Source organism: Nostoc piscinale CENA21, from assembly GCF_001298445.1.
GTDB classification, from domain to species: Bacteria; Cyanobacteriota; Cyanobacteriia; order Cyanobacteriales; family Nostocaceae; genus Nostoc_B; species Nostoc_B piscinale_A.
Genome location: NZ_CP012036.1, coordinates 307,060 through 330,095, shown reverse-complemented (window position 1 = coordinate 330,095; position 23,036 = coordinate 307,060). Strand labels below are relative to the sequence as shown.

Annotated in this window: 21 protein-coding genes and 3 pseudogenes; 15 read left to right on the top strand and 9 right to left on the bottom strand. The window is 39.4% G+C overall.

Features of this window, described 5'->3' with window-relative positions; translation table 11 throughout:
* The first annotated feature begins 16 nt into the window (after positions 1-16).
* The 3 genes from ACX27_RS31440 to ACX27_RS01415 all read left to right on the top strand — a co-directional run bounded on the left by ACX27_RS31440 (position 17) and on the right by ACX27_RS01415 (position 2,496).
* Positions 17-262 carry a hypothetical protein gene (locus ACX27_RS31440; protein ID WP_144427378.1) on the top strand — a complete coding sequence of 82 codons (246 nt, stop codon included), beginning with the start codon at positions 17-19 and terminating at the stop codon, positions 260-262.
* Positions 263-292: 30 nt separating this feature from the next.
* Positions 293-625, top strand: coding sequence for a thioredoxin (gene trxA, locus ACX27_RS01420; RefSeq protein WP_062287433.1), 333 nt, complete (start codon positions 293-295; stop codon positions 623-625).
* Positions 626-2,172: 1,547 nt separating this feature from the next.
* Entirely contained in the window at positions 2,173-2,496 is a 324-nt protein-coding gene (locus ACX27_RS01415; protein ID WP_062287429.1) for a thioredoxin domain-containing protein, read from the top strand.
* Here ACX27_RS01415 and ACX27_RS01410 read toward each other — a convergent pair.
* Positions 2,483-2,716 carry a hypothetical protein gene (locus tag ACX27_RS01410; protein ID WP_062287427.1) on the bottom strand — a complete coding sequence of 78 codons (234 nt, stop codon included), beginning with the start codon at positions 2,714-2,716 and terminating at the stop codon, positions 2,483-2,485. The two genes, ACX27_RS01415 and ACX27_RS01410, sit on opposite strands and share 14 nt — an antisense overlap.
* 70 nt (positions 2,717-2,786) lie before the next feature.
* Positions 2,787-4,631 (bottom strand): S8 family peptidase, encoded by a 1,845-nt coding sequence (locus ACX27_RS01405; RefSeq protein ID WP_062287423.1) that lies wholly within the window; start codon positions 4,629-4,631, stop codon positions 2,787-2,789.
* 120 nt (positions 4,632-4,751) lie between these two features.
* Between ACX27_RS01405 and ACX27_RS01400 the strand changes: the two are divergent.
* From ACX27_RS01400 to ACX27_RS01380, 5 genes and pseudogenes are all read left to right on the top strand, one after another.
* A pseudogene (locus ACX27_RS01400) lies at positions 4,752-5,184 on the top strand (hypothetical protein).
* Positions 5,185-5,547: 363 nt separating this feature from the next.
* A complete protein-coding gene (locus tag ACX27_RS01395; RefSeq protein ID WP_144427377.1) occupies positions 5,548-7,122 on the top strand; it encodes a hypothetical protein in 1,575 nt (524 codons plus the stop codon).
* A 119-nt stretch (positions 7,123-7,241) separates the two neighbouring features.
* Positions 7,242-8,063 (top strand): bifunctional hydroxymethylpyrimidine kinase/phosphomethylpyrimidine kinase, encoded by an 822-nt coding sequence (gene thiD / locus ACX27_RS01390; RefSeq protein WP_062287417.1) that lies wholly within the window; start codon positions 7,242-7,244, stop codon positions 8,061-8,063.
* A gap of 190 nt (positions 8,064-8,253) precedes the next feature.
* The gene (locus ACX27_RS01385; protein WP_062287414.1) at positions 8,254-8,856 is read left to right on the top strand and encodes a hypothetical protein; all 603 of its coding nucleotides are present in this window, start codon (positions 8,254-8,256) and stop codon (positions 8,854-8,856) included.
* A gap of 271 nt (positions 8,857-9,127) precedes the next feature.
* A complete protein-coding gene (locus ACX27_RS01380; RefSeq protein ID WP_015111218.1) occupies positions 9,128-9,466 on the top strand; it encodes a P-II family nitrogen regulator in 339 nt (112 codons plus the stop codon).
* 356 nt (positions 9,467-9,822) lie between these two features.
* On the opposite strand, the gene ACX27_RS01375 is transcribed toward ACX27_RS01380, so the two are convergent.
* A complete protein-coding gene (locus ACX27_RS01375) occupies positions 9,823-10,467 on the bottom strand; it encodes a hypothetical protein (protein ID WP_062287411.1) in 645 nt (214 codons plus the stop codon).
* A gap of 97 nt (positions 10,468-10,564) precedes the next feature.
* Here ACX27_RS01375 and ACX27_RS01370 point away from each other — a divergent pair, with 97 nt between their 5' ends.
* Entirely contained in the window at positions 10,565-11,074 is a 510-nt protein-coding gene (locus ACX27_RS01370) for an MAPEG family protein (RefSeq protein ID WP_062287408.1), read from the top strand.
* Between the two features lie 163 nt (positions 11,075-11,237).
* On the opposite strand, the gene minE is transcribed toward ACX27_RS01370, so the two are convergent.
* The 4 genes and pseudogenes from minE to ACX27_RS01350 all read right to left on the bottom strand — a co-directional run bounded on the left by minE (position 11,238) and on the right by ACX27_RS01350 (position 15,270).
* On the bottom strand, positions 11,238-11,537 hold the full coding sequence (gene minE, locus ACX27_RS01365; protein ID WP_062287405.1) for a cell division topological specificity factor MinE: 300 nt from the start codon (positions 11,535-11,537) through the stop codon (positions 11,238-11,240).
* 28 nt (positions 11,538-11,565) lie between these two features.
* Positions 11,566-12,372, bottom strand: coding sequence for a septum site-determining protein MinD (gene minD, locus ACX27_RS01360; protein WP_062287403.1), 807 nt, complete (start codon positions 12,370-12,372; stop codon positions 11,566-11,568).
* Between the two features lie 45 nt (positions 12,373-12,417).
* Positions 12,418-13,563: a septum site-determining protein MinC gene (gene minC / locus ACX27_RS01355; RefSeq protein ID WP_083468643.1), complete on the bottom strand. Its 1,146-nt coding sequence runs from the start codon at positions 13,561-13,563 to the stop codon at positions 12,418-12,420.
* Positions 13,564-13,943: 380 nt separating this feature from the next.
* Positions 13,944-15,270: pseudogene (locus ACX27_RS01350) on the bottom strand (four-carbon acid sugar kinase family protein).
* 50 nt (positions 15,271-15,320) lie between these two features.
* Here ACX27_RS01350 and ACX27_RS34750 point away from each other — a divergent pair.
* The 3 genes from ACX27_RS34750 (at position 15,321) to ACX27_RS01340 (ending at position 17,863) form a co-directional block, all read left to right on the top strand.
* The gene (locus tag ACX27_RS34750) at positions 15,321-15,542 is read left to right on the top strand and encodes a DUF433 domain-containing protein (RefSeq protein ID WP_256364373.1); all 222 of its coding nucleotides are present in this window, start codon (positions 15,321-15,323) and stop codon (positions 15,540-15,542) included.
* A 483-nt stretch (positions 15,543-16,025) separates the two neighbouring features.
* The gene (locus ACX27_RS01345; protein WP_062287399.1) at positions 16,026-16,829 is read left to right on the top strand and encodes a hypothetical protein; all 804 of its coding nucleotides are present in this window, start codon (positions 16,026-16,028) and stop codon (positions 16,827-16,829) included.
* A gap of 23 nt (positions 16,830-16,852) precedes the next feature.
* Positions 16,853-17,863, top strand: coding sequence for a hypothetical protein (locus tag ACX27_RS01340; RefSeq protein ID WP_062287396.1), 1,011 nt, complete (start codon positions 16,853-16,855; stop codon positions 17,861-17,863).
* Between the two features lie 303 nt (positions 17,864-18,166).
* Here the strand turns inward: ACX27_RS01340 and ACX27_RS01335 are convergent, their stop codons facing one another.
* A complete protein-coding gene (locus ACX27_RS01335; protein ID WP_062287394.1) occupies positions 18,167-18,820 on the bottom strand; it encodes a magnesium transporter in 654 nt (217 codons plus the stop codon).
* Positions 18,821-18,979: 159 nt separating this feature from the next.
* Positions 18,980-19,489 (bottom strand): DUF1622 domain-containing protein, encoded by a 510-nt coding sequence (locus ACX27_RS01330; protein WP_062287390.1) that lies wholly within the window; start codon positions 19,487-19,489, stop codon positions 18,980-18,982.
* A 105-nt stretch (positions 19,490-19,594) separates the two neighbouring features.
* Between ACX27_RS01330 and ACX27_RS01325 the strand changes: the two genes are divergently transcribed.
* The 3 genes and pseudogenes from ACX27_RS01325 (at position 19,595) to ACX27_RS01315 (ending at position 22,936) form a co-directional block, all read left to right on the top strand.
* A complete protein-coding gene (locus tag ACX27_RS01325) occupies positions 19,595-20,449 on the top strand; it encodes a DUF72 domain-containing protein (RefSeq protein ID WP_062287387.1) in 855 nt (284 codons plus the stop codon).
* A gap of 269 nt (positions 20,450-20,718) precedes the next feature.
* Entirely contained in the window at positions 20,719-21,159 is a 441-nt protein-coding gene (locus ACX27_RS01320; RefSeq protein WP_062287385.1) for a hypothetical protein, read from the top strand.
* Positions 21,160-21,314: 155 nt separating this feature from the next.
* Positions 21,315-22,936: pseudogene (locus ACX27_RS01315) on the top strand (ArnT family glycosyltransferase).
* Positions 22,937-23,036 lie beyond the last annotated feature (100 nt).

The following is a 23,036-nucleotide window of genomic DNA, read 5'->3' as shown; positions in this document are numbered from 1 at the left end:
TTGTGACTACAAGCTTATGGCCATCACCCAACAGATCACGAAAATGATGATGTTTGTGGGTGATGGCTTTTTCCATTGCTGCGATCGCACCAAACAGGAATTAAAGCCGTTTTGCGATCGCTCTACCTATATACTCTGTATAGTTATACCAATTCTCCAAAATCCTGCCACAGATTCAAATTCCAAAACCCTTGTAAAATCAAGCTTTTTCACTTGCGAATTGCGAATTGCGAATTGCGAATTGGTATTACTTAGTTATTGAATTTTAATTTGATATTGAGGAATTTAAAAAATGTCTACCGAAGCTGATACAGTTGCTGATATTCAAGAAAGCGAATTTTATACCTTTTTAACTCAAGAGAAAATTCTAGTTGTTGATTTTACTGCTACTTGGTGCGGCCCCTGTCGTCTTGTGAGTCCCTTAATGGAACAACTTGCAACAGAATACAACGGACGCGCCAAGGTCGTTAAAGTAGACGTAGATAATAACAAACCACTATTTAGACAATTTGGTCTTCGCAGTATTCCCGCCGTTTTAATCTTCAAAGATGGTGATTTAGTCGAAAAAATCATTGGAGTTTCAGCTTACGAACAGTACAGCGATGCTGTTAAAAAGCTTATTTAACAAAATTGGAATGCGGGGAACGTCAATTCTATTGTATTTTCCGCATTGCCCATTAATTGGTAGATGCACCCTGATAACTTCTTCCCTAGCTGGCTAACACTGGCTGGGGGATTTTTTTTTGGTAGATGATGCTTGTTGTGGAAAATTATTCCGGGAGATGCAGCTTGAGAACAGAACAATTAATTGGTAGATGCACCCTGATAACTTTCTCCCTAGCTGGCTGACACTGGCTGGGGGATTTTTTTTGGTAGATGATGCTTGTTGTGAAAAATTATTCCGGGAGATGCAGTTTGAAAACAGAACAATTAATTGGTAGATGCACCCTGATAACTTCTTCCCTAGCTGGCTGACACTGGCTGGGAAGATTTTTTTACTAACAACATCTCAGCAGAAGTAAAGTAATTATATATATTTTTCCTGCGGAAGATGTTAATTGAATCTCGAACCAATAATTGTATAAATGCACCCTGATAAATAAATCTCCTAGTTATCTGACATTACTGGGAGATTTTTTGATATTTGGTAAATAGCAACCATGATTATTGCATATTTATTCGGAAGATGTTGATAAATTCTCGAATAAATAAATTATCAATCGACGCGCCCTAATAACTAACTCCCCTATGCACTGGCCATAACTGGTAGATTTTTTTTATGCTGTTTTCGCAGCATACGGATTTTTGGAATTTTTATCCGGAACATACTTCTAAATCCTAGAAACAGATTATTGGTAGTTGTACTAAGATAACTAACTCTTTGACTTGGTAGATACAACTATACTTTTACTTTTGAAGCACCCAAAAACCTTTATGGTAATTGTTCCGGAAGACTTTGCTAGACCTTGGAACAATTAATTGGTAGATGTACCCTGATATCTAACTCCCTGGATTAACTAACACTTACTTAGAGATTGTTGAGACAATTATTGTCTTTTGTTGGTAGTTGCTTAGGCGTATATTCTAGCGTAAGTTTCAGACAATATACTAGTGCAAATAGTGTTTTTTGACTATCAGTGTCAGCATTTATTGACTTAACTTCCATCTGAATCTTCGCAGTTATCATGCCACCGATAGAGTTTATCAAACACTTTTAGTGTTTATTAAAATAAAACTCACTTATTTATCTTCTACTATTCACAAGTAGCAGATGGATTGTGGAAATATTTTTGCGATCGCTCAGTTGCTTTGCAGAAGCTACCCTGGATGAGAATCGTAAGTTTGTACATAATATCATAGTTTATAGTCAGATTTCTACTGATTTGTCAAAAACAGATTACAGATTGCTAAAAAATTAATTTTTTTTGAGTTCATTGCCCCTCTGGAACAAAGTCATAGCTTAGGTTTTGGCTAAATTTGGTGGTCTAGTCAACAGAATTTCATCACTATGACTATTGGCGAAAAATTATTTTTTATTGGGATAAAATTCTAAATTTTTTACTTAAATTTTCATAAATTGCGCTATCCTACTTGTTCATTCTTTAGTAAGATGCTTACTTTGAGAAAGTATGGTAACATTTATTGCTTATTTTCAGGGAGGCGCAAAATTATATGAGTTTAGCTGTAATTAAATTTTCTTCTGAAGACTGCGGCATCTGCCATAAAATGGCTTTTTATGACCAAAAAGTAGCTGAAGAATTGGGTTTGCAGTTTATTGATGTGAAAATGCAAGATACAGCTACTTATCGCAAATATCGGAAAATTTTGCTCACCCAGTATCCCGATAAATCAGAAATGGGATGGCCTACTTATATTATTTGTGATTCCCCAGAAGGAGAATTTCAGATTATTGGTGAGGTTAAAGGTGGACACCCCAAGGGCGAATTTAGAAGCCGTCTGCAAGCAGTTTTAAATCCAACTGCTAATGAGAATTAAGGATTTCAAAAGATTTAACTTCTAAAGCTGGGCCAATCATTGCTGCTGTCATAATATCTTCACGCACCTTTCCTGTGACTTTAGCTTGCTGCCCAGCTTTGAGCAAGCTTTTATCAGCGCCTTTGAGAATTTCGTAAGTCACACCGTCATCTGTAACGAAAGCCCAAGCGCCCATACCAATATCACGACGTTCGATAGTGCCTGTAATTGTGATGCTCATAATTAAGTACTGAGTGCTGAGTAGAAAGTGGGGGTTAGTAAAAAGTCCCCACTTTCTAGTTTTTTACATTTTATGCAACTTGTCTTTCGTTGTTAACTGCCAAACGAGCTAGTCCATAGCAGAGTAGGGCATTAACAATGAGGAATATTCTGGCTAAGTCACCATCACCCAAGCCCCAAACGGCTGGGTCGTAAATTGCACTGACTGTCAAGCAAGCTGCTACACCCAAAGTACAGCCAACGGCAAACCATTTCCAAGTCTGATGTCCCAAGAGTAATACAATCAGCAACAGGGGGATTAACACACTGGCAAATAAAGGATTAAAAGCATTTGTACCTTGTAGCGTGTTACCCAATTCTGGTAAAGAACTACCTAACAGGCGGAAAGGCCACTGGGGCAAATCAAATATATAGATGCCTTTGAGGAAGAATAACCCAGAACTACCAAAAGTTAAGCCACTAAATAAAGCCCAACTCCAGGTGAAGGGGAAATAAACCCGTAAAAACCAAGCCAGTAAATAAGAACCGACAACCATTAAAATCTTTGGCAACAGTGCTACTGCACCGCCATCTATCCAAAAGCCGGGGTTAAGATAACCGTTATCGCGCAACCAACGGAAGAAATCTGGGAAACTAATTTGTCCTTGGACTGCCAGTTTAACTGCGGCTTCGGCGTTGAGTTGTCCAGCGCCATAATAGTTCAACCCATCATCTTGAATGACTCTGGCTGACTGTTTGAGAACTTTTAAAATGTCATCGGGATTTTCGATGCCTTTAGCTTTGACTAAAGCCGCTACACCCGCAACATGAGGCGCAGCCATACTTGTACCTTGGAGTCCCAAGAACTCACTTTCGCCATTTTCGTTGATGGTTTCTTGCAAAATCTTGCCAGTGTCACTACCACCAGGGGCGGAAATATCTACGCCAGCACCATAGTTAGAGTAGTCTGCTTTTTCACCCTCTGGGCCGAAAGCGGACACACCGATAACATGGGGGTAACGGGCCGGATAGCTTGCACCATTGGCACTTTCGTTGCCAGCCGCCGCGATGATGACTACACCTTTTTTGTAGGCATAATCAATAGCATCTTTCATTAACTGGCTTTCACCACCACCACCCAAGCTCATATTAATGACATCTGCACCTTTATCGGCCGCAAATCTAATCGCTTCGGCAATATCAGCAACTGTGCCACCACCGTACTCATTTAAGACTTTTAGTGGCATTAGACTAGCTTGGTAAGCAACACCCGCGACACCATATTGATTATTAGTAGCTTGGGCAACTGTACCTGCAACGTGTGTACCATGTCCGTTATCGTCGGTGGCTTGTTCTCGGTCATTGACAAAATCATAGCCTTTGACAAATTTGGTCTCTTTTAAGTCCCGTACTTGAGTAACACCAGTATCAATGACTGCAACGGTAATGCCGCTACCTTTGGTTTCATTCCACGCGCCTTCAATGCCGATTTTGTGCAGGTTCCACTGCTTGCTGTAATATGGGTCGTTGGGGCCGATTAAGGAAGGTTTGGCCTCGTTATTTTGGGGCGGGGTAAGTTCTCCAAGAACAGTGGTTTGAGGTTCTGGGGGAATTCTATAGATGTAATTCGGTTCAATAAATTCTGTGGCTTTGGCAAACTGAGATTTTTTCAGTTCTTTGAGCCTTTGGCGATCGCCTTTGATAATATACACATTGTCTTGTGCAGAAAACTTATTATCTAATTGGGGTGTGACGTTGTATTGTTGAGCGATCGCTTGCAAATCTCGGTTTATTTCATCTTTGCCAATATCTTCCCGAAAATCAAGCACAATCGTTTCAAAATCACCTTTTGCTGCTAGTCCCTGAAAATTTAAAAATCCCAAAACAGCAGCACCCAGCCCAATAATAAACAGGCACAATAATAATAGCCTTCTCATATTAACTCGTTACCGCTTTTGCCAGTTTGCTCACTAACATAACTTATTTACATCCCTGATTGGTGTAATTGTCACTTTAGTTAGTTAAACCTTCACTTACGACTCAGGATTTGTTAAACGATGGAACGTGGTCTTTTATGGTTGCCTTTGTTGATAGCGTTTTTTTTGGTTAGCTTGGCAAGGCTCTAAAGAATATCAAAAAGTCGAGGCTTATCGAACTTGGGCAGAACAATTTGAACGAGCTAAATATGATATTTATGCGGTATTAGGTCAAAAAGACAACAATCTTACTTGGGGTAAACCCACAACCAAAGGCCCAATCAATTTAGAAACTTTTTCTTTACTTGATGTCAAAGAAATCAATCTTTTGGTCAACGATACAGTCGTCAATATAGAAACGCCACCCGCAAAAGGTAGAGACATCAAAATAGAATTTGTTATTGCTGAACCCGCTAAATCTGTACTTGTACCATTTACAGAAATCCCCTTAGCCGTGCAATGGGCTAAGTATTTACAGGGAGCATTACAAAATTTACGCAGGGAACAAAGTTAATCTCCAAGCTGTCTTCAGTTATAGGAAATTGCAAGGTATATTGAGAAGCAAAGCAAAATCAGATCCCCGATTTATTCTATAAGTCGGGGATCTAATTTCCTAAGCATTTTTCAAGCAAATATTTTAACCAAATCATAGCAGAAGGCAGAAGGCAGGAGGCAGAGGGCAGGAGGTAAAAGTATTACTCTTACTAATTTTTATATCTACACAATGCCCTAATTTTTCTGAATACAGATATAATTGATTTTTTTGCAAAAATTTGGGAAATCTGGTTTAGAGAAATTGTAGTTAGAAACAGAAATAAAAAATATTCAATCTTGCTCACTAGATGAGAATTCGTCATGCAAAAAAAATGTTGCTGTTTTGGGTGTATTATTACTTCTTGGTGCTTGTAGTTCTCAGATTGACGGCATCTCTCAAGCTACAAATACCGTGAAAGCCAAAGTAGAAAACTGTCCTCAAGCTGAGGTTGTTGCTTTATCAGAACAAAAGCAAAACGAAGGCTTTTATGACAGGTTTGATTGGCATATTCGCAATATTGTAGCGGATGATGACACGATTAAATTTCAAACTTTAAAGCAGGATTTTGTTTTCTGTCGGGCTAATAATACTTGGACAGTCCAAAAAGGAACTTTACCCAAAGATTTACAGCCACCTACCAACTATGCCGCTTTTGCCCAAGATATAGTAAATCCCAAGTTCAAAAATATTAACTTTCAAGATAAAACTTATCAGTATCGGGTTGTGCAAGAGCCAAATTATTCTTTAGGTTCAAATAATAATCTCTCCCGACCAGAAGTAAAAGATCCAACCAAAGATAAAATAGTTTTTGAACTCATTACACCTAATAATAAAACTCCTCAACGCCAAACTTTGTACACACTTAAAGATTTGCAGAATGCAGCAGTAAAAGCCGGATTTTCTGCTGAAGGAAATTTGTTAGGTGTGCCAAGAATTACATCTAGTTTAATTTATGGCGACAAGATTTGGTGGTCAATTGCATTTGAGCAAGGTGAAGGTAACAACGGCATTGCCACTATTGTTAGTTATGACCCAAAAACTGATAAATTTAGCCTAATTCAACCACAAGCTCTTGCATTTACACAAATCACAGATTTAGCCATTACTGGCGATGTTAATAGCCCTACCTTCTGGATGGGTACTAATGTTAGTGGGGAAGGGAATCTCTACATTCCTGCCAAGGGATTAGTTGCTTACCGCCCTGATAATTCTTTAAGTACCTACACTACAAATAACAGTCCTTTAGTTGGGGCAATTTCTGACAAACTCAGAGTAGAAAATAACATTCTGTGGGTTAGTAGTGCTAACGGAGTTTGCCAAGTGAAATGGCAAGCTGCTGATAGCCCTCAAAATTGGTCTTGTTGGCGCTTTACGGCAATGGCTAAAGTACCAGCAACACTGCCGATTTACAGTGCCTCAACTAATCAAAAGTCTGCTGCATCCTTGGCTGCTAATGACACTGTAGAAGTTTTGTGGTGGAGTCCTGTGAAGTTCCAAACAAATAAAGGACGTTACGAAGTGACATATCCTCAAGGTTTCACAACAAAACTCAACGAAGGTGCAAGTAAGTATGAGTTTGGGCGTTCTTTACCCACAGGCAAACCTCCTATTGAATGGCCTGGTTTTGAATGGCACTGGAATGGACAACGCTTTATTCGTGCCTTAGATGAAGTTTCCCTCAATTTAGTTGGTGGCGGCCCTCAAGGTATCGGTTCTGGAGAATTTAAACCAGAATTACCAATGAATTGGAATGCAATGCGTGGTGATTTAGAATTACTCGATATTTCTCCTAAATCTACTAGCGTAAAATATTACTCTGGCTGGGTTGACTCCGAAAAACTGCAACCTTATCTTACAGTTGTGCCACAAACCAGACCCCAAAACCCACAACCAAATCCTTTGTTGAAGGTCAAATGAAGTATGAAGTCTGAAATTAATTGACCAAGAGTTAGCAGTCAAAGGTCATTAATCATTGCTTCTAACCTGTCTCCCTTGTCCCCCCTGTCCTCCTACACCCTCACGCCCAAACTCCCCTTATGAATGCCGAAAAGATATCGAAAATACCTGTGGCTTTAACTATTGCTGGTTCTGATAGTGGCGGTGGTGCGGGGATACAAGCTGATTTACGCACCTTTGCCTTTCACTGTGTCCACGGTACTAGTGCTGTAACCTGCGTGACGGCGCAAAATACCTTGGGAGTGGCGCGAGTAGATGCGATGCCACCGGAGGCTGTTACTGCCCAAATGCAGGCGGTAGCAGAGGATATTGGCGTTATAGCAGCGAAAACCGGAATGTTGCTAAATCAAGAAATTATCGCGGCTGTTGCCCAACAAGTAGAGGCTTTAGAAATTAATAATTTAGTGGTTGACCCGGTGATGGTATCTCGCACAGGGGCGCAGTTAATTGATGATGATGCTATTAAGACGTTATGTCAGCAGTTAATTCCCCAGGCGGTAATTATTACTCCTAACCGCTATGAGGCTCAGATTTTAAGCGGTTTCCCGATAAATACTTTAGATGATATGAGGGCTGCTGCCCAAACTATTCACAGCCACTTCAAAGCGCAGACTGTTTTAGTGAAAGGTGGTGGGATGCAGGGCAATGCCCGTGGGGTAGATATCTGGTTTGATGGCAATTGTTTGGAACTCTTGACAACACAACAAATTGAAACGCAAAATACCCACGGTACTGGTTGTACTCTATCAGCTGCGATCGCTGCTAATTTGGCAATGGGCAAGGATTTGTTAACATCTGTCAAACAAGCAAAAGAGTATGTTACAACTGCTCTTGCTTACTCACTCAGTATAGGCAAAGGTCAAGGCCCTGTAGGACACTTTTTTCCTTTGTTACGAAATTGACCTGTGTTTAGTGGAATATTGTAAGTTGTTAGTTGCTTGTTATGGCAATTTTTAGGTATTGACTCGACCGAAAAAAATCTTTGCTATCTCGGCATTTATCTATTATTCTTGGGCATAGTTTCATATCTAGCCATTTCCTTTAGCATTTCTGTAAAATTCCATTACCTTAACTTTTGATACCAATTCACCGATGCGAACAACCACAGCAGCTGTTCATAGCCACTCTGCAAAACGGCCCGCTTCTCCAAATCATCCCTCCTCTGTGCCATTGTACGTATATCGGGAATTGGCAGCAGAGTTAGAAGCAACCCAAGCACAGTTAGATGCACTCACCGCTAAAAATCAACAACTTGTGCAAGAAAATAAATTTCTCCGCCAAGAAATTGCCAAAGTCTTGCAGTCTGTTTCTCAATTGCAAAAACTAGTTGATTTCCGTGTCCCCGAAAGTAAGGATAGTAACCCGCCTACCCGTGCTAGTGGTGAAGGGAAAAATCCCACCAGACAGCCAAAAAAAGAAGCACGCCCACGTTCGCAGTCATCGCGTCCTCGTCCACCAGCTGCGCCTAAAACCAAACGCCGTCCTTTTCCTTTACCTGTGGTCGAAATCAGTTCTCACCAGCCAGAAACCATCTTTATCGAGGAACAGCCTGTCAGCTATTATCCTGCAAGGGAAACCGACAAGAAGGGAATTAATGGTTGGGGATTAGTCATTACGATTGTGTTAGTTATGCTGACCGCTTTTGGTGCTGGGTATTTAATTGTACGACCCTTGTTTGCCCATCAAAGTAACTAATTTGGCCATGAATTGTTAACAAATCTACTTAAATATAGAATTTTTCTATTTTTAAGGTAAATCAAGCAAGTTTCCCCTCGTTCCTTGCATCTCTCATTATTTTGGGCTTCAATCGGAATTCCCAAAACTACATAGACAAAAACCAGACACTTTAAAAAAAAGTTGCAATTATTACATTATGTTTTGGTAATCGGGTTATTGGTAATAATGTCAGACGGTTGATCTGCTTAGATAGATAAACGAACCTATTAAAGATTTAGGAGTCAAATACATGAAAAAAGTAGAAGCAATTATTCGCCCATTTAAGCTTGACGAAGTGAAAATTGCTTTGGTTAATGCGGGTATCGTGGGGATGACAGTTTCCGAAGTGCGAGGTTTTGGACGACAAAAAGGACAAACCGAACGCTATCGTGGCTCGGAATACACTGTTGAGTTTCTGCAAAAACTGAAAGTAGAAATTGTTGTTGAAGATAATCAAGTTGATATGGTGGTAGACAAAATTATTTCTGCTGCCCGCACAGGCGAAATTGGTGATGGTAAAATCTTCATCTCTCCTGTTGAACAAGTAGTGCGGATTCGGACTGGAGAAAAGAATACAGAAGCAGTATAAGGCTAAATAGTGGCGCGAGCGATCGCGTCTGTTGTTAGCAAAATAGTCAGCGTTGCTGAAAGTGAGATGAAAAACATCCACGAGTTGAACTTTCAGATGTTTTTGTGTCTCTAAAATCAGCAACGCCTACTAGTACAACAAGGAAAAAGTAAAAACGAAAAAGAAGGAATAGTGATACCACAAACCTTTGAGCAATTCCTTATGGTCTGTTTATTTACGCCAACTGTACTAGTGTAAAAAGGCTGAAGTCTGAAATGAAGAAACCCTGATAGTGAGCTTTTCAGCAATTTATAATCGGTGCTTTATTTCCGCCAACCTGTACTGGGAAAATTCTAAAATCCGATTTCCCTGAGAAATTAGGGAGATTTATCAGTAAAAACTTGAAAAATTGTTTGGTAGCCAGATTGAGCTAAATTCTCAGCTTCTCGACGTTCTTCATCTGCAAATTCACTTTGTAGTTCTTCGTTGTGAAAAAATTTAGCAATTAGTTGTTCATCATCAAAAAATAAAGTTTCTCCAGAGTGGAAATATTGGATGGCTACGACTTTCTTATTTTTGAACCAGAAACCTACCCCGTCTCCTACTTCTAAAAGTGCTTCCGAAGCTGTAACAGGTTCATTATTGATAGTACAAATTCTATAAACTACACCTGCTTTTACTTTTGTCGTTTCATCGCAACCTTCAGTCATATCTGTGAGCGACTGCATTAGCTTCTCAAACAGTTGTTTTGGCGTGTCTTGATGAATTTCCTGCTTTGCGGTTGCAGAATGATCAATCACGCATCTATCGGGAATACCATCACCATCATCATCAATGCGTGAGTCATTTTGTCGCCCATTGTTGTCGCAATCAATTGCACCTCCAATAATTTTACTTTCTTTCACACCTGATGTTTGAGGAGTTGATACTTGAGATGCTTGAGATACTTGGCAAGTCGTGAGTAGAGTAGTACAAACTAGCAAACTCAAAGAGAATTTGTGGGCAAATTGCAGTGATATCATTACTTATCTGATGTTTTAGGCTAGTTTAGTTTGCCCAAAATACAACAGTTTCATTAAATAGGTCTATTCTGCACACAGAATCTGCAACTTACGAAAAATGATCGAGAATTCTATTCCTATCTCAACTCTTTTTATTGGGCTGAATGGTCTGATTGCTTTTTTTCTGTCTTATATTGTGGCCTTTGAACGCACAAAAACTAGAGTTTGGCATGGCGAGTCTAAAAAAGACATTGCACAACAACCTGATCCTTTAGTTAATCCTGGTGCTTGGGCTACTTTGGTTGAGCAAAGTACTCAAAAACTGTTCTCCACTCAAAGTCAAGATGATGGGTTGTTGCAACGCAAGGTTCGCGCTCATGGAAATTTTGCTGAGTATGTACCTCATGCGTTACTGTTTGTACTGGCTTTAGAACTAATGCAAGTACAAATATGGCTGTTATGGCTGTTGGGATGCAGCATAACTGTAGCTCGGATTGCCCACGCATGGGGTTTAATCAAAACTTACGGCCCTTCTCCAGGGCGAGCTATTGGCTTTTTTCTCACTTGGTTTGTTTATATAGTTGGTAGTCTAGCCTGTGTATATTACGGGTTAAAAGGCATTTTCTAAAGAATTTTTACATAGCAGTTGCAGTGGAAAAGTTTGACCACCAAGTATGAAAAAGATGGTGGAGGCTAGGGACTAGAGGATTTGTTTGTTTTTACTCAGCAACGCCACTGAGGGAGTCGGAAAACCCGCCCAACGCAGTGGCTCCTCAGCACTTTCTGAGCAACTACTGGGGTTTATCACTACTTTCCAAAAGAGACATTGAGTCTTTCACTCGCCGAATTGGCAAATTGGCAATCAAAGCTGTGGTTCTTTGGTTACTTTCTAGGGAAAATTCCAAGCCATCAGTTTCAATTTCCACATAGCGACAGACAATATCTAGAATTTCTTGACGCATTTTTTCTAACGTCTGAGCATCTAGATCAGCGCGGTCGTGGGCTATGACGACTTGTAGGCGACGTTTCACTTGATTGCGACTGTTTTCAGGAGGTCGAGAAAAAAGTCGTTCGATAAGTTCAATGATCATTGCTAATAGATATCAGGAGACTGAAACATTAAACAATCTTTGTCCACAACAACTTACGCAATCGGGCGAAGATGTTATCTGGGGGTGCGTCGAGATCCAAAAATTCGACGGTTTCTCCTTCCAATCTCCGAGCAATATTTTCCACCGCTAGGGCCGCTAAAGAGGGAGTATCCCCTAATACCAAAGGTTCGCCACGATTGGTTGAGACAATTACACGCTCATCGTCAGGAATTACGCCAATCAAGGGAATTGCAAGCAGTTCTTGAACATCTTGGACAGACATCATGTCATTTGCTTGCACCATTGCTGGCCTAATCCGGTTAATTATTAAGTGTACACGCTTAATACCTTGTGCTTCTAGTAACCCAACTACCCGGTCAGCGTCTCGGACGGCGGAGATTTCTGGTGTAGTGACAATTAGGGCTTCTTTGGCTGGGGCGATCGCATTTTTAAATCCGTTTTCAATTCCCGCCGGACTATCAATAATGACATACTGATATTTTTGGGCTAGTGCATTCACTAATAACTTCATTTGTTCGGGGGTGACTGCATCTTTGGAACGGTTTTGGGCTGCTGGTAGAAGTACGAGGTTAGTTTGGCGTTTGTCTTTGACTAAGGCTTGTTCTAACCGACATTCTCTAGAGAGAACTTCTACTGCTGTGTAGACAATGCGGTTTTCTAGTCCTAACAGCAAGTCCAAATTTCTCAAACCAAAATCTGCATCAACCAAGGCAATTTGACGACCCATTTTAGCTAGGGCCATACCTAGGTTTGCTGACACTGTAGTTTTACCCACCCCTCCTTTGCCGGAGGTAATCACAATAATGCGAGTCATGTTCAGAGTTGCGAGCGATGAGGGTTCAGGAATTATAATAGATATTTATGGTACTGGATTTATCCTAGCTAATTGATTTCTAGAAAAATCCGTAGCCCTAGCGATGCGAATTCCTTGCGGCGTGATATGTGCCACTTCGGGAGAAAATTGTGCTGGTAGCTTCTCTGGCGCTCTAGCTACAGCATCGGCGATTCGCAATTGAGTTGGTTCCATTTGCAAAGCCATAATTAGGCACTCACGGTTCCCCCCAGCACCAGCATGAGCAATTCCACGTAAACGCCCCCAGACTAAAATATCTCCTTCTGCAACTACGATACCACCTGGATTGACATCTCCTAGCAAAATTACTGTGCCGGGATGGCGAATTTCGACTCCCGATCGCACGGTCATTTCGAGATAAAGTGCATCGGCGTGGGTGGTAGGTGTGGCTTGAGGTTCAGAACTGAGGGAAGTTTGGGGCTGTAGTTGCTCTACAGAATACCCTGATGTGACAGCAGCGATCGCAGTTTGTCTCCGACTCGTAGCAACATATTTGAGTTGGAGTTGGACTTCACTAAAGCTGTCGGCTAAATCTTGCAGTTGTCTGCTATCTAACAAGCGGTCATGAGCTACCAAATGTACAGGTGTATTTGGTATTCTTAAGCGATCGCCTGCATTTAATCGCAACTTTAACTGTTGCCAAATATCAGACCAAGCCAGTTCTGAAGCAGGTAACTGGGATTCTGTCGGTAAAATCACTAACAGTTTTCCGTCTTCATGTTTGAACTGGACTTGGATATGATTTTTGAGTCGATTGTCTACTTCGGTTTCTGTCACATCCCAAAGAGTAGAACTCGCATCTGTATGGGGGACTTCAGCATTCGCTTCTAAGTCTTTAGCCAAATTTAATTCCGATTCTTCAGGCGCAGGATTTAACTCTACATCCAAAATTGGAGCATTTGACTCTGATTCTTGGGGGACAGACTCTGGATTTAACACTAAGGGCGGAGAATTTGATTTTAAATAAAGGAGAACAGATGATAACTCCGTATCTGGAATCACAGAATGGGGATCTGGATCAGAAACGGTAGAATTCGGTTCAATCTGAGAAACCGTGGAATTTACATCTATTTCAGATAGGTGAGTGATGGACTCTGCATCAGGAAGCGCAGAATTTGACTCTGGATTGGGGATAGCAAAATCAGAAGTCATGCAGCACCAGCCATAAACACAACGGAAACTCCGGGTAATTACTTATCTTAAATTAGTTACACAACGGAACAACATTCTCACCCAAGAAAGTTATGAGGACTGAGTGCTGTTAACGCTTCTGTGACCTCCCAAGGGATGCACCAACAACTGCGGCTCAGAACTTTTGAGTTTTGCACTGAACTCATGTTTCTGAAGTATTTCAGAACAAACATTTTGTATCAACCCTGATTTATTATTCTTAACTAGACATCTGGACAGCTATTAGGCATACATATTGCACTGTTTTTTGGCGATTGTCATTAGTCAAGAGTCATTAGTTTTGATTAACATCCAATGAAAAATCAAGTTTGCAGCCTAAAAACTCGAATAATTTTCAGACTTCATAATTCTTTAGTTAACCGTTGATAAACTGTTGCCAACGCATTAGCATCGCCAACATTACCAGGAAATAGTACAACTGGTAAATTGGGAAATTGAGGATGGTTTGCCGGTGTAGTTACCATTGAACAACCAGCGAGAATTTGTCCAAGTAATCTGGCGGTTGTTAAAGCCAAGCCAGTACTCAAGACATCATTAGAAGTAATTCCACCTTTGCTAATTAAAAAGCCAATATCAGCAGGTAAACCCCGCACAATATCCATCAATAAACTAGAAACTTGAATTCCAAAATCTAGCCGCGTTTTAACATCATTAAAAGTGAGTTCTTGACGACTAGTATAAACAACAGGGGTTTTGCCAGCGTTATGTACAGTCTGAATATTTGCTAATGTCTCAGTCAGCAGAGTATGAGCGGAATTTTCTTGATTATCTAGTAATTTTTGTACCTCAACTTCAATTCCCACTGTTCCGGCTGTTTGCAGGAGTGCTTCTAATTGTTGAGTTGTTTTTTTGACATGGGAACCAACAATGACTGCACCAGGTTTACCTTGGCGCACATATTTAGCCATGTTTTCGGCCGCAATCGGTTGGGGTGGTAATGCAGCCAAAGCTGTTAAAATGCTGGCGGCGCTACGAAATAAAAAGCGTTTACCTTGGCTGGCGGCAGCTAATAAATCTTTGGCGAACATATCGAGGTCGGCTTGAGTTTCACCATCAACTACAGCGCATTGATTACCAGTGAGTTGCAGCAAGCGTTCTAAGCTACCAGCACGAATATCAGCCAGCAAAAATCGGGTGACAGACTCCGTACTGATGCGACCTTGAGTTTTTTCTTCGACATATTTGGGTAAGTAACTGTGATGATAACCAAATACAGAATCGCGGGCAAACTCAGTTTCATGTACTGGAGTTGGGACACCATCAATAATTAAGTAATGGGTGCTGTCACGGGTGATGCGTCCGCCTTCAAAAAATGCTGGTACGAGAAAATGAGCATCAAAAGGGCCGAGTTCTTCGGCGATCGCATCTGTTTCAATCGGATAATGACCGCGTAATGTAGAATCAGAACGGCTGACTACTAAAAAATCGTTAATTCCTTCAGCCGCTATTGCCTGTTTTAAATTTTGACAAACTTCTCTAGTCACAGCTGCGGCTGACTCTGGAGGTAGCGCACGGGTATTAGTCAGGACAAAAAAAAATCGGTGATTCATCGCGCAAACCGATGCGTAAAGTTTCCACATCCCAGCGCATTAGCAGCAAGCAACTGTGGACTGTTTGCGAACCGGTAGGGTCATCATCTAAGACAATTATTTTAGGTTTGTTACTCATGGGATATGTGAGGATAGTCAATGCTTTTAATTGCAAATTGCAATGATTGAGTGTATTTACCAACAGTTTTTTATTATCCTGCAAAAACAGTATATTTATATTCAGGTGAGAATATTATTCTGTTAAGTTTTGACTGCATTACATCTAACTCAAGTATTCCAGGTAGAGAAGCTTGCATTCGCGGAATACTACTTCCTGTTTCATTAATTCTGAATTTAGTCGCAAATAATAAAACCGTAGCTGTAATTATAGAAGATTGTTCGTATTGGTAACGAGAAGTTATTGAGCAATGTATTAATTTATGCAGATTGCTTAGTCCGCGAAATGTTTTTTCAATAGTTGATGATCAAGTTGGATGGAATAGTTAATGAATATGGTGATCTCACTGGGTAGTGTGAATTGCCTAGAAACTGTTCGTGATGGTGCAGCAGATTTAGTTACTAAAGATGCTTGATTGTTAATAAGTCAATAATAAATTATTAATTTAGTTACCAAAATATCTGATTTGTAGTTTTTTTATGTAAATATACAAGTCCTAATTTATTCAGCTAAATAATCCTTAATATGTTATCTAATGAACTTTTAGAAAAATCCCTTATGTATACCAATTAACTTTTTTAGGAAGAATATTAATTCATTCTGATGTCTATTCGCCTGAATCCAGTTATCGATATATGGTAAATCTTACAGAGATAATTACTGCTTTTCTAAAGTGAGTATCTCAAAAGAATAACTGAATTATAGAGGCAATAAATATGAATTGGAAGAGATTTGTAGCCACTCATATTACACTATTAATGACAGTCAATATGTTTAACATAATTGGCTCAGATTCTGCTCTGGCAGCAAGTAAAAAAATCCCAAATGGTATTGTTGCTCAAATCTTTAATGATGGACTTGATGTTAGTGAAGTATTCTTGAATAGTTATGGTAAACAACATGGTAATAGCTGGCACGAACCCAACAGTTCTTATATAAACTTTTACGGCTTTGTTTACAAGTTCGACATTCCTGAATTTAGAAAGCGTGTACTCAGGCGTCTCTATATCTATAATGTTGCAAATCTGAAATCTAACAAGCTTCAGGTTAAGCCTCTAGATAAAGCTTTTGAGCTAGAAGCGACTTTTGAAAGCAAAGGATCGGAAATAAAAGGTATCTGCCGTCGCAAAAGGCTAATTCGTAAGGGTTATAGAAACTGCATTATTGGCCAAGATAAAGGTGCGCCTGATGTGAACTGGGAAAATCCCAATATCAGACTCCAGTTAGTTCCTATTTCCTATAAAGGTGGAATTGCTTTGAAAGCAGTCGATGTTCAAGTTGGAGGAGAATTTCAGGCGGCAGGCATTTGCAATATTGGCATAGATATCTGTAATAGCTTTACCGACTATAAAGGCAAGATAAAAAAATCAATTGCGGATGCGATAATGACTCACTTCAATAGCGATACAGTGCGCCAAAAAATGTCAGATACTAGCCTTAAAAACTTACCAGGCATCATTAATATTTCTAATATCAAGTCAGTAAGTATGCAAAATGGTTTTGTTGAGATTGAGTATTAAGTCCTGTTCAATGAATTCAAGCAATGCTGAAATTAAAACTGTATAAGGAAGTTATGAGGAAATTACTCTTTAGTATTGGAGTGATTCTGACAGTTATCTTGCCTAGTGATGTAGTACACACACAATCTAATGAACCTTCTATTTCATATTTAGGAAATTACCCAAGCGACAAATGGGGAAGCTGGACTGAGAGATTACAAGGCGTAGGAAATAATCACGATAGTTGGTTTTTCACTCAGAAAGAAGTTCTTTGGAAAGTTCCATTGAGCATAAATTTGGATAACTCGAAGAATATGTGGCCTGGCCGTTCTGGTTTTCCTGGGGTCTTAAGAGTGGAAATGCCTGAAGTATTAAAACGGGAGGGCTTTGATCATTTTGGTGATCTTGATGCTCTAAATGGTTACATTTTTATACCTATTGAACGCTCATCTACAGAAACGCCAGCTATTGGAGTCTTTAGAGAAGATGATTTAAGTTTTGTTAGCTATGCGTTATTAAAGAATAGAACTCGAAGTGGGTGGTGTTCTATTACACCAAATGGACAGCTATTTACTTCTCACAATAAAATAGATTCCAACAACCCAATAGACGTTTATGACATTGATTGGGAGACCCTCCGCAATCAGGGCAAATTAAATTTGAAGTTTTCACATAATTTTTATCTAACTGGAATACCTAAAGAATATGGAGAAAGCTTATCTCCATATATCCAGGGTGGGGATTTTTCTACTGACGGTAAATATTTGTTCCTTCTGAATGGAAAAACAGGCATCAATGAAACTCATAGTAGAGGAATTTGGATGTTTAAAAATGATAATTATAAATGGGGTGTATTTGTTACAAAATCTATTCAAGATGGGCAAAACTTTCGATATGAATACAAACCTGCACTGTTGCAAGAGCCAGAAGGAATTACGTATTGGGATATAGACCCATACGGCTCTCCTGAAGTGGGTGGACAACTTCATGCTCTCCTCCTGAATATTCGATATCGTAAAGATAGTATATGGTTTAAGCATTATCGTTTACGATGAAGCTCACAGCCTAAAAGTAAGATTGCGTTTGGCTGCAAAACTTGAGTATAGTAAACTTTCTTGATGCAATTTATCTTTAAATAGAATTGTCTGTAATTAGGATGCCATAGTCTATCCAGAATAAATTTCCACAGTCATTCCGGGGAATGAATAAGATTAGTTGCCACTTTGTAAGTAAGTCGGTGGAAATAACCAAAATTATATTAAGAAATATAAATAGACTTGAAACTATTATTAACGACTGATGATAAAGCAGAGCCTTCAGTAGTTATCTTTATTTCTACCAACCTAATTTATGCACAATTAAAGCTTTTGCAATTTTCTAATTTCGGCTTGTACATCAAGAGCAATCTGCAATGATTGATTGAGTAATTGAGCATATTCGCCAGCTTGGGTACTGACTTGTAATGCTTGCAGATTAGCTAAATTATTCACAAATAATTCTTGATTATTTGCCAGTAGTTTTTTATTGTCCCGTAAAATGCGCTCGGTTTTTAAGGCGCGAACTAAATCTTCCCGAATTAGTTGTAAGGCAGAAATTACTTGTTCTCTGTCGTTGATATAGTTATCTGAAGTTGCTAATTCGTCGTGAATATCTATGGCTTTAATCACAGCATGATATTGGTCAACTTCATCTAAAAGCATGGTGAGTGCTTTCGGACAAGTGAAACTGCGCCAGAGCGATCGCCCAACTAAAACAGCCAACGGTACTACAATCAATAAAATAATGCCTAATGTAATGGAAGAACCAATAGTGGGCAAAATAATAAACGCATAAATAAAGCCCACAATAATTGGTGTGAGTGCTAACGCTACCAGCAATTCATTCATCAAAAAGCCAAATCGCTTCTCTTTATCTTTCATTACCGAAGGCCGGAAAACATCTTCTGGGTCAAACCCAGTCAAGCGTCTCAGTTCTCCCTTGCTAATTTCTAAGCCTAGTAAATCCGGCTGCACTACTGCATACTCCTTGAGAAAATGCGATCGCGTCTTTAATTGTAATCGGCTATGGGCAAGGTCGTACATCCACCCCGGTAGAGCGATCGCACTTTCCGAGTTAAACAATTGCCTATATAAGTTGCTGGGTATAGAAATTTTTTGCCTATCTTAAATCTACTATGTGTTTTCAGGTTGTTCAGGATTTTGATAACTTTTAGAACGACTTTGTTCTACCTGCTGAATTTCTCGTTCTAAAAAGTAATTCAGCAATGTTCGCAAAAGTACAATTGCCCCTAAATTGAGAATATCTTGGCGTGTAGGTGCAACAGCCGTTCTTAAAATGTCGCTAGCAACGGTAAATTCTAACCCCAAAGCTAATACCCGCCCCAACTGCAAACGCACTACTTCTGTAGAATCAATATGTTGTCTAGAACGAGAAAAAGTTTGCAGCAGATAAAGCAATATTCCACGAATCACAGCTAGTCCAATTACCAGTGCGGCGGCGATTTCGGCGGTGGCGGCGAGATAACCAACAATTAATTTTAACCAAGATTCTAACGGTGCTTGTGCTGCCTCGGTTTGGTGAGTTTGTTCGACATTGAGGCTTAAAAGTAAAACTAAACCAAAAATTAATGCTAGAGGTAGTAGAATTTCCAGCAAAGATGCTTGTAAAGATTTTTGCTTCATACTATTAGATTAGTTCTCCCGTATTTATTTTTGGGAAAAACAGCACCAAGCGATCGCGCCATCCATAAGCCTTTACAATTAAGTAAGAACACTCAAGGCTAGTCAGTGAACTTTTTTATTGGTTGTGCAGTTTGGGCATATAAAGGTTGGGTGGGTGAATTGTATCCCCCAGGAACTCGCGCTACTGATTTTTTGCGTCTCTACAGTCGCCGCTTGACTACGGTTGAAGGCAATACTACCTTTTATGCTGTGCCTAACCAAGAAACCGTGAGTCGTTGGGTAGCGGAAACACCCCCAGGTTTTGAATTTTGCCTGAAGTTACCACGCGATATCACCCATAAAGGTTTACTCCAACCCAATATTTCCGCAGCGTTGAAATTTTTAGAAGGAATGCAGCCTTTAGGGAAACGCTTGGGGCCGATGTTTGTTCAGTTACCTCCCAATTATCCAGCGAAACTCATTGATGATTTAACCGCTTTTCTGGAAGCTTGGCCGCGTGAAACTGTACCTCTCGCTTTAGAAGTGAGACATTTAGACTGGTTTAAAGAACCTTACAGTAGTCAATTAACAGCATTGCTAGAAAATCTCGGTGTTGGAAGAGTACTCTTAGATTCGCGTCCAATTTACAATGGCGAAGATGACCCACAGTTACAATCAGAACGACGCAAACCTAAATTACCTCTACAATTCAGCGTTACTGCACCTTTTAGTTTGATTCGGTTCATTTCCCATCCCACTTTATCTGAGAATCAGCAGTTTATGGCAGAATGGGTGACGCAGATTCAACAATGGTTGCAAACGGGAACGAAAATCTACTTCTTTGTCCATTGTCCTCTAGAAGAGCGATCGCCACACAACGCCCGTCACTTTCAACAGCTATTAGAACAAAGCGGTGTTCCAGTTCCCCCTTTACCTTGGAATCAACTAGAAAATCCACCAAGTCAGCTAAGTTTGTGGTAAACTTTTTCGGAAATTTATCTAATTTTTTTACTTTCATAACATATTCAGTTCATTCTCTTTTCAAAAAGAGTAATAATAGTTATTGCAAGACATTTTTAATAAAGCTAGATTAGTTCCCTTTTTTTGAAAAGGAGATTATATACCTCTGAGGAAATTTGCCAAGAGGATATTAACAATGTTTAAAAATAGCTAACAAAAATGGCTTGGTTTTTTATGTGGATTGTGATTGGGGCGATCATTGGTAAACAGTTTCATCAAAGGAGGTTCAGATGAGTCGTCTTCTTTATGAAAAATCAATTTCATATCAAGGATATCTCATCATTCCGTTTGTTTACGGCAAAGCTGATGCTTACGAAATCTATTCCTACAAGCTGTTGTCAGAAATTGGCAATAAAAGTAGATTTCACAAAACAGAAAATCCAGCGGGCATCTACGGTAATAGCATTAATAATATTATTGATATTGCCAAAGAACATCTTGAAAAAAATCTAGAATTTATCAGTCAACAAGATTGTTTTAAGTTGCGCTATATTTTCCGTTACAACCTGATTATCATCTTTCAACAAAATGGGAAATATTTCTACGATCATTATCCACCAGAGTTATTGAATAATATTGCTGCACCAAAATTATTCAATTCCGAATATGAATGCTTGAGTTGGATACAAGCAGGATTGAATGGACAATATCTCCGGCAGCAAGCAAGCTAAATAAATGTCATAGTTGACTTAAACTAATGATGGCTTGGTTGATAAGGATGTTTCTTTATTAACCAAGCCATTACTTAACAAAGACTCTACTTACCAAACTAGACTGGCATAATTACCTTTCTTTCCTAGCCACCAGACTCTATTTTCAAAAATTAATGTTGTATCAGTTACTTCGGTTGCAGTCTATTTGGCAACAGTTCCGCTTATCAGCTGCATTTCCTTATATCAGCTTGTTAATTTGGCTACTGCCTTTATTATTATTTACCTCTGGGCAGAATAGTTTGATGGCACATGATGAGGGGTTGTATGCTTGGCGGGCGCGTCGGATGTTTGATTCTGGCGATTGGATAGCACCTTGGGGTACTGTGCATCATAAAACTCCTGGTTTTTATTGGATGATTGCTAGTGCTTATACAATATTTGGGATGAGTGAAGTTAGTACTAGAATTCCCAGTGCAATCTCTGGACTTTCGTGCTTATTTCTCATATATGAAATCGGCAAAATTATTTTAAATCAAAAATTAGCTTGGTTAGCTGCTGCTATTTTGAGCGTAGAATTTTTGTGGCTGCAATATTGCCGTTTAGGCGCACCTGATTTATCGATGATTTTTTTAGTTTTATTAGCGATTTTTTCGTTACTTCAAGCGGAATTAAAACCAAAATATTCTATTATTTGGCGATTTGTGGCTGGTTTAAGTTTAGGTTTAGGCTTCTTAGTTAGAAGTTTTATGATTTTTTTGCCAGCAATGGCATTATTACCTTATCTGATTGGGGAAAATCGTCGTCATTGTCATCTTGCTAACCCAGTTTTTTATTTAGGTTTAATATTAGGCTTTATCCCCACTTTCATCTGGCTGTGGTTGAGTTGGCAGCGTTATGGTAGTAATAGTTTAAATGCTTTATTACAGTTTGTTCTTCAACTAGGTTTTGAAGAAAGAGCCGGAAATGGCATTATATTTTATTTTTGGAATGTGCCTTTAAAAGCATTTCCTTGGTTTTTTTTCAGTGTTTTAGGTTTAGTTGTTGCCTGTCGTCGTCCTATTTCCAATTATCATTTATTATTAGTTGGCTTTCCAATAATTTTATTTACAGAACTCAGTATTTTCTCAACGCGATTATCTCACTATAGTCTTGGTCTTTATCCTTTCATCGCCTTATTAGCCGCATTAGCTTTAGATTGGTTGGGTAAAATTTACGAAAAAACACAACCCTATAAAAATCTTCCTCGTAATTTAAGTTATGGCTTTGGTGGATTAGGTATTTTAGTTTTATTAGCAGGCATATATATTTTAATTTGGAGTGATGCAGAGATTAGCCAGTATGCACCCTTGGGGTTAATTGTGGGATTGAGTTGTTTAATTTTACCGGGAGTTTGGATTGGTCGTCACCACTACAATTACAAGTTTTTTTACCGCAAATTATTGGTTAGCTGGGTGGTTGATTCCCTGTTGGTTAGCTTTAGCGGTTGCTGGTAGTTTGGGATTAATTGGTGACTATAATCCAGCCTTGAGAAAATTTTTCCATGATCCTGCGATCGCGTCTATTCTGCAAACTCAGCCTATTTACTTTGTCAAACTTGATGGCAAAAATACCGTACTCTTAAATTTCTACACCCCCATTCACGGAAAGACTGTAGATACAATTTCCCAACTACCAGCTTCTAGCTACGCTTGGATATATTTAAAAAAAGTCTCCTGATTTATCTCGCCCTCATCGCGTTCTTGGGACAGTGCAGGATTATCAGTTAATTCAGGTGAAGGAGACAGTTTACAAGTGATAAGTGACAGGTGAAGAGAGAGATTTTATAAATCATTTAAGATTGCTATAGCAGTCCTAATTATACAGTCCTCAATATAATTTAGATACAGCTTGTTTTG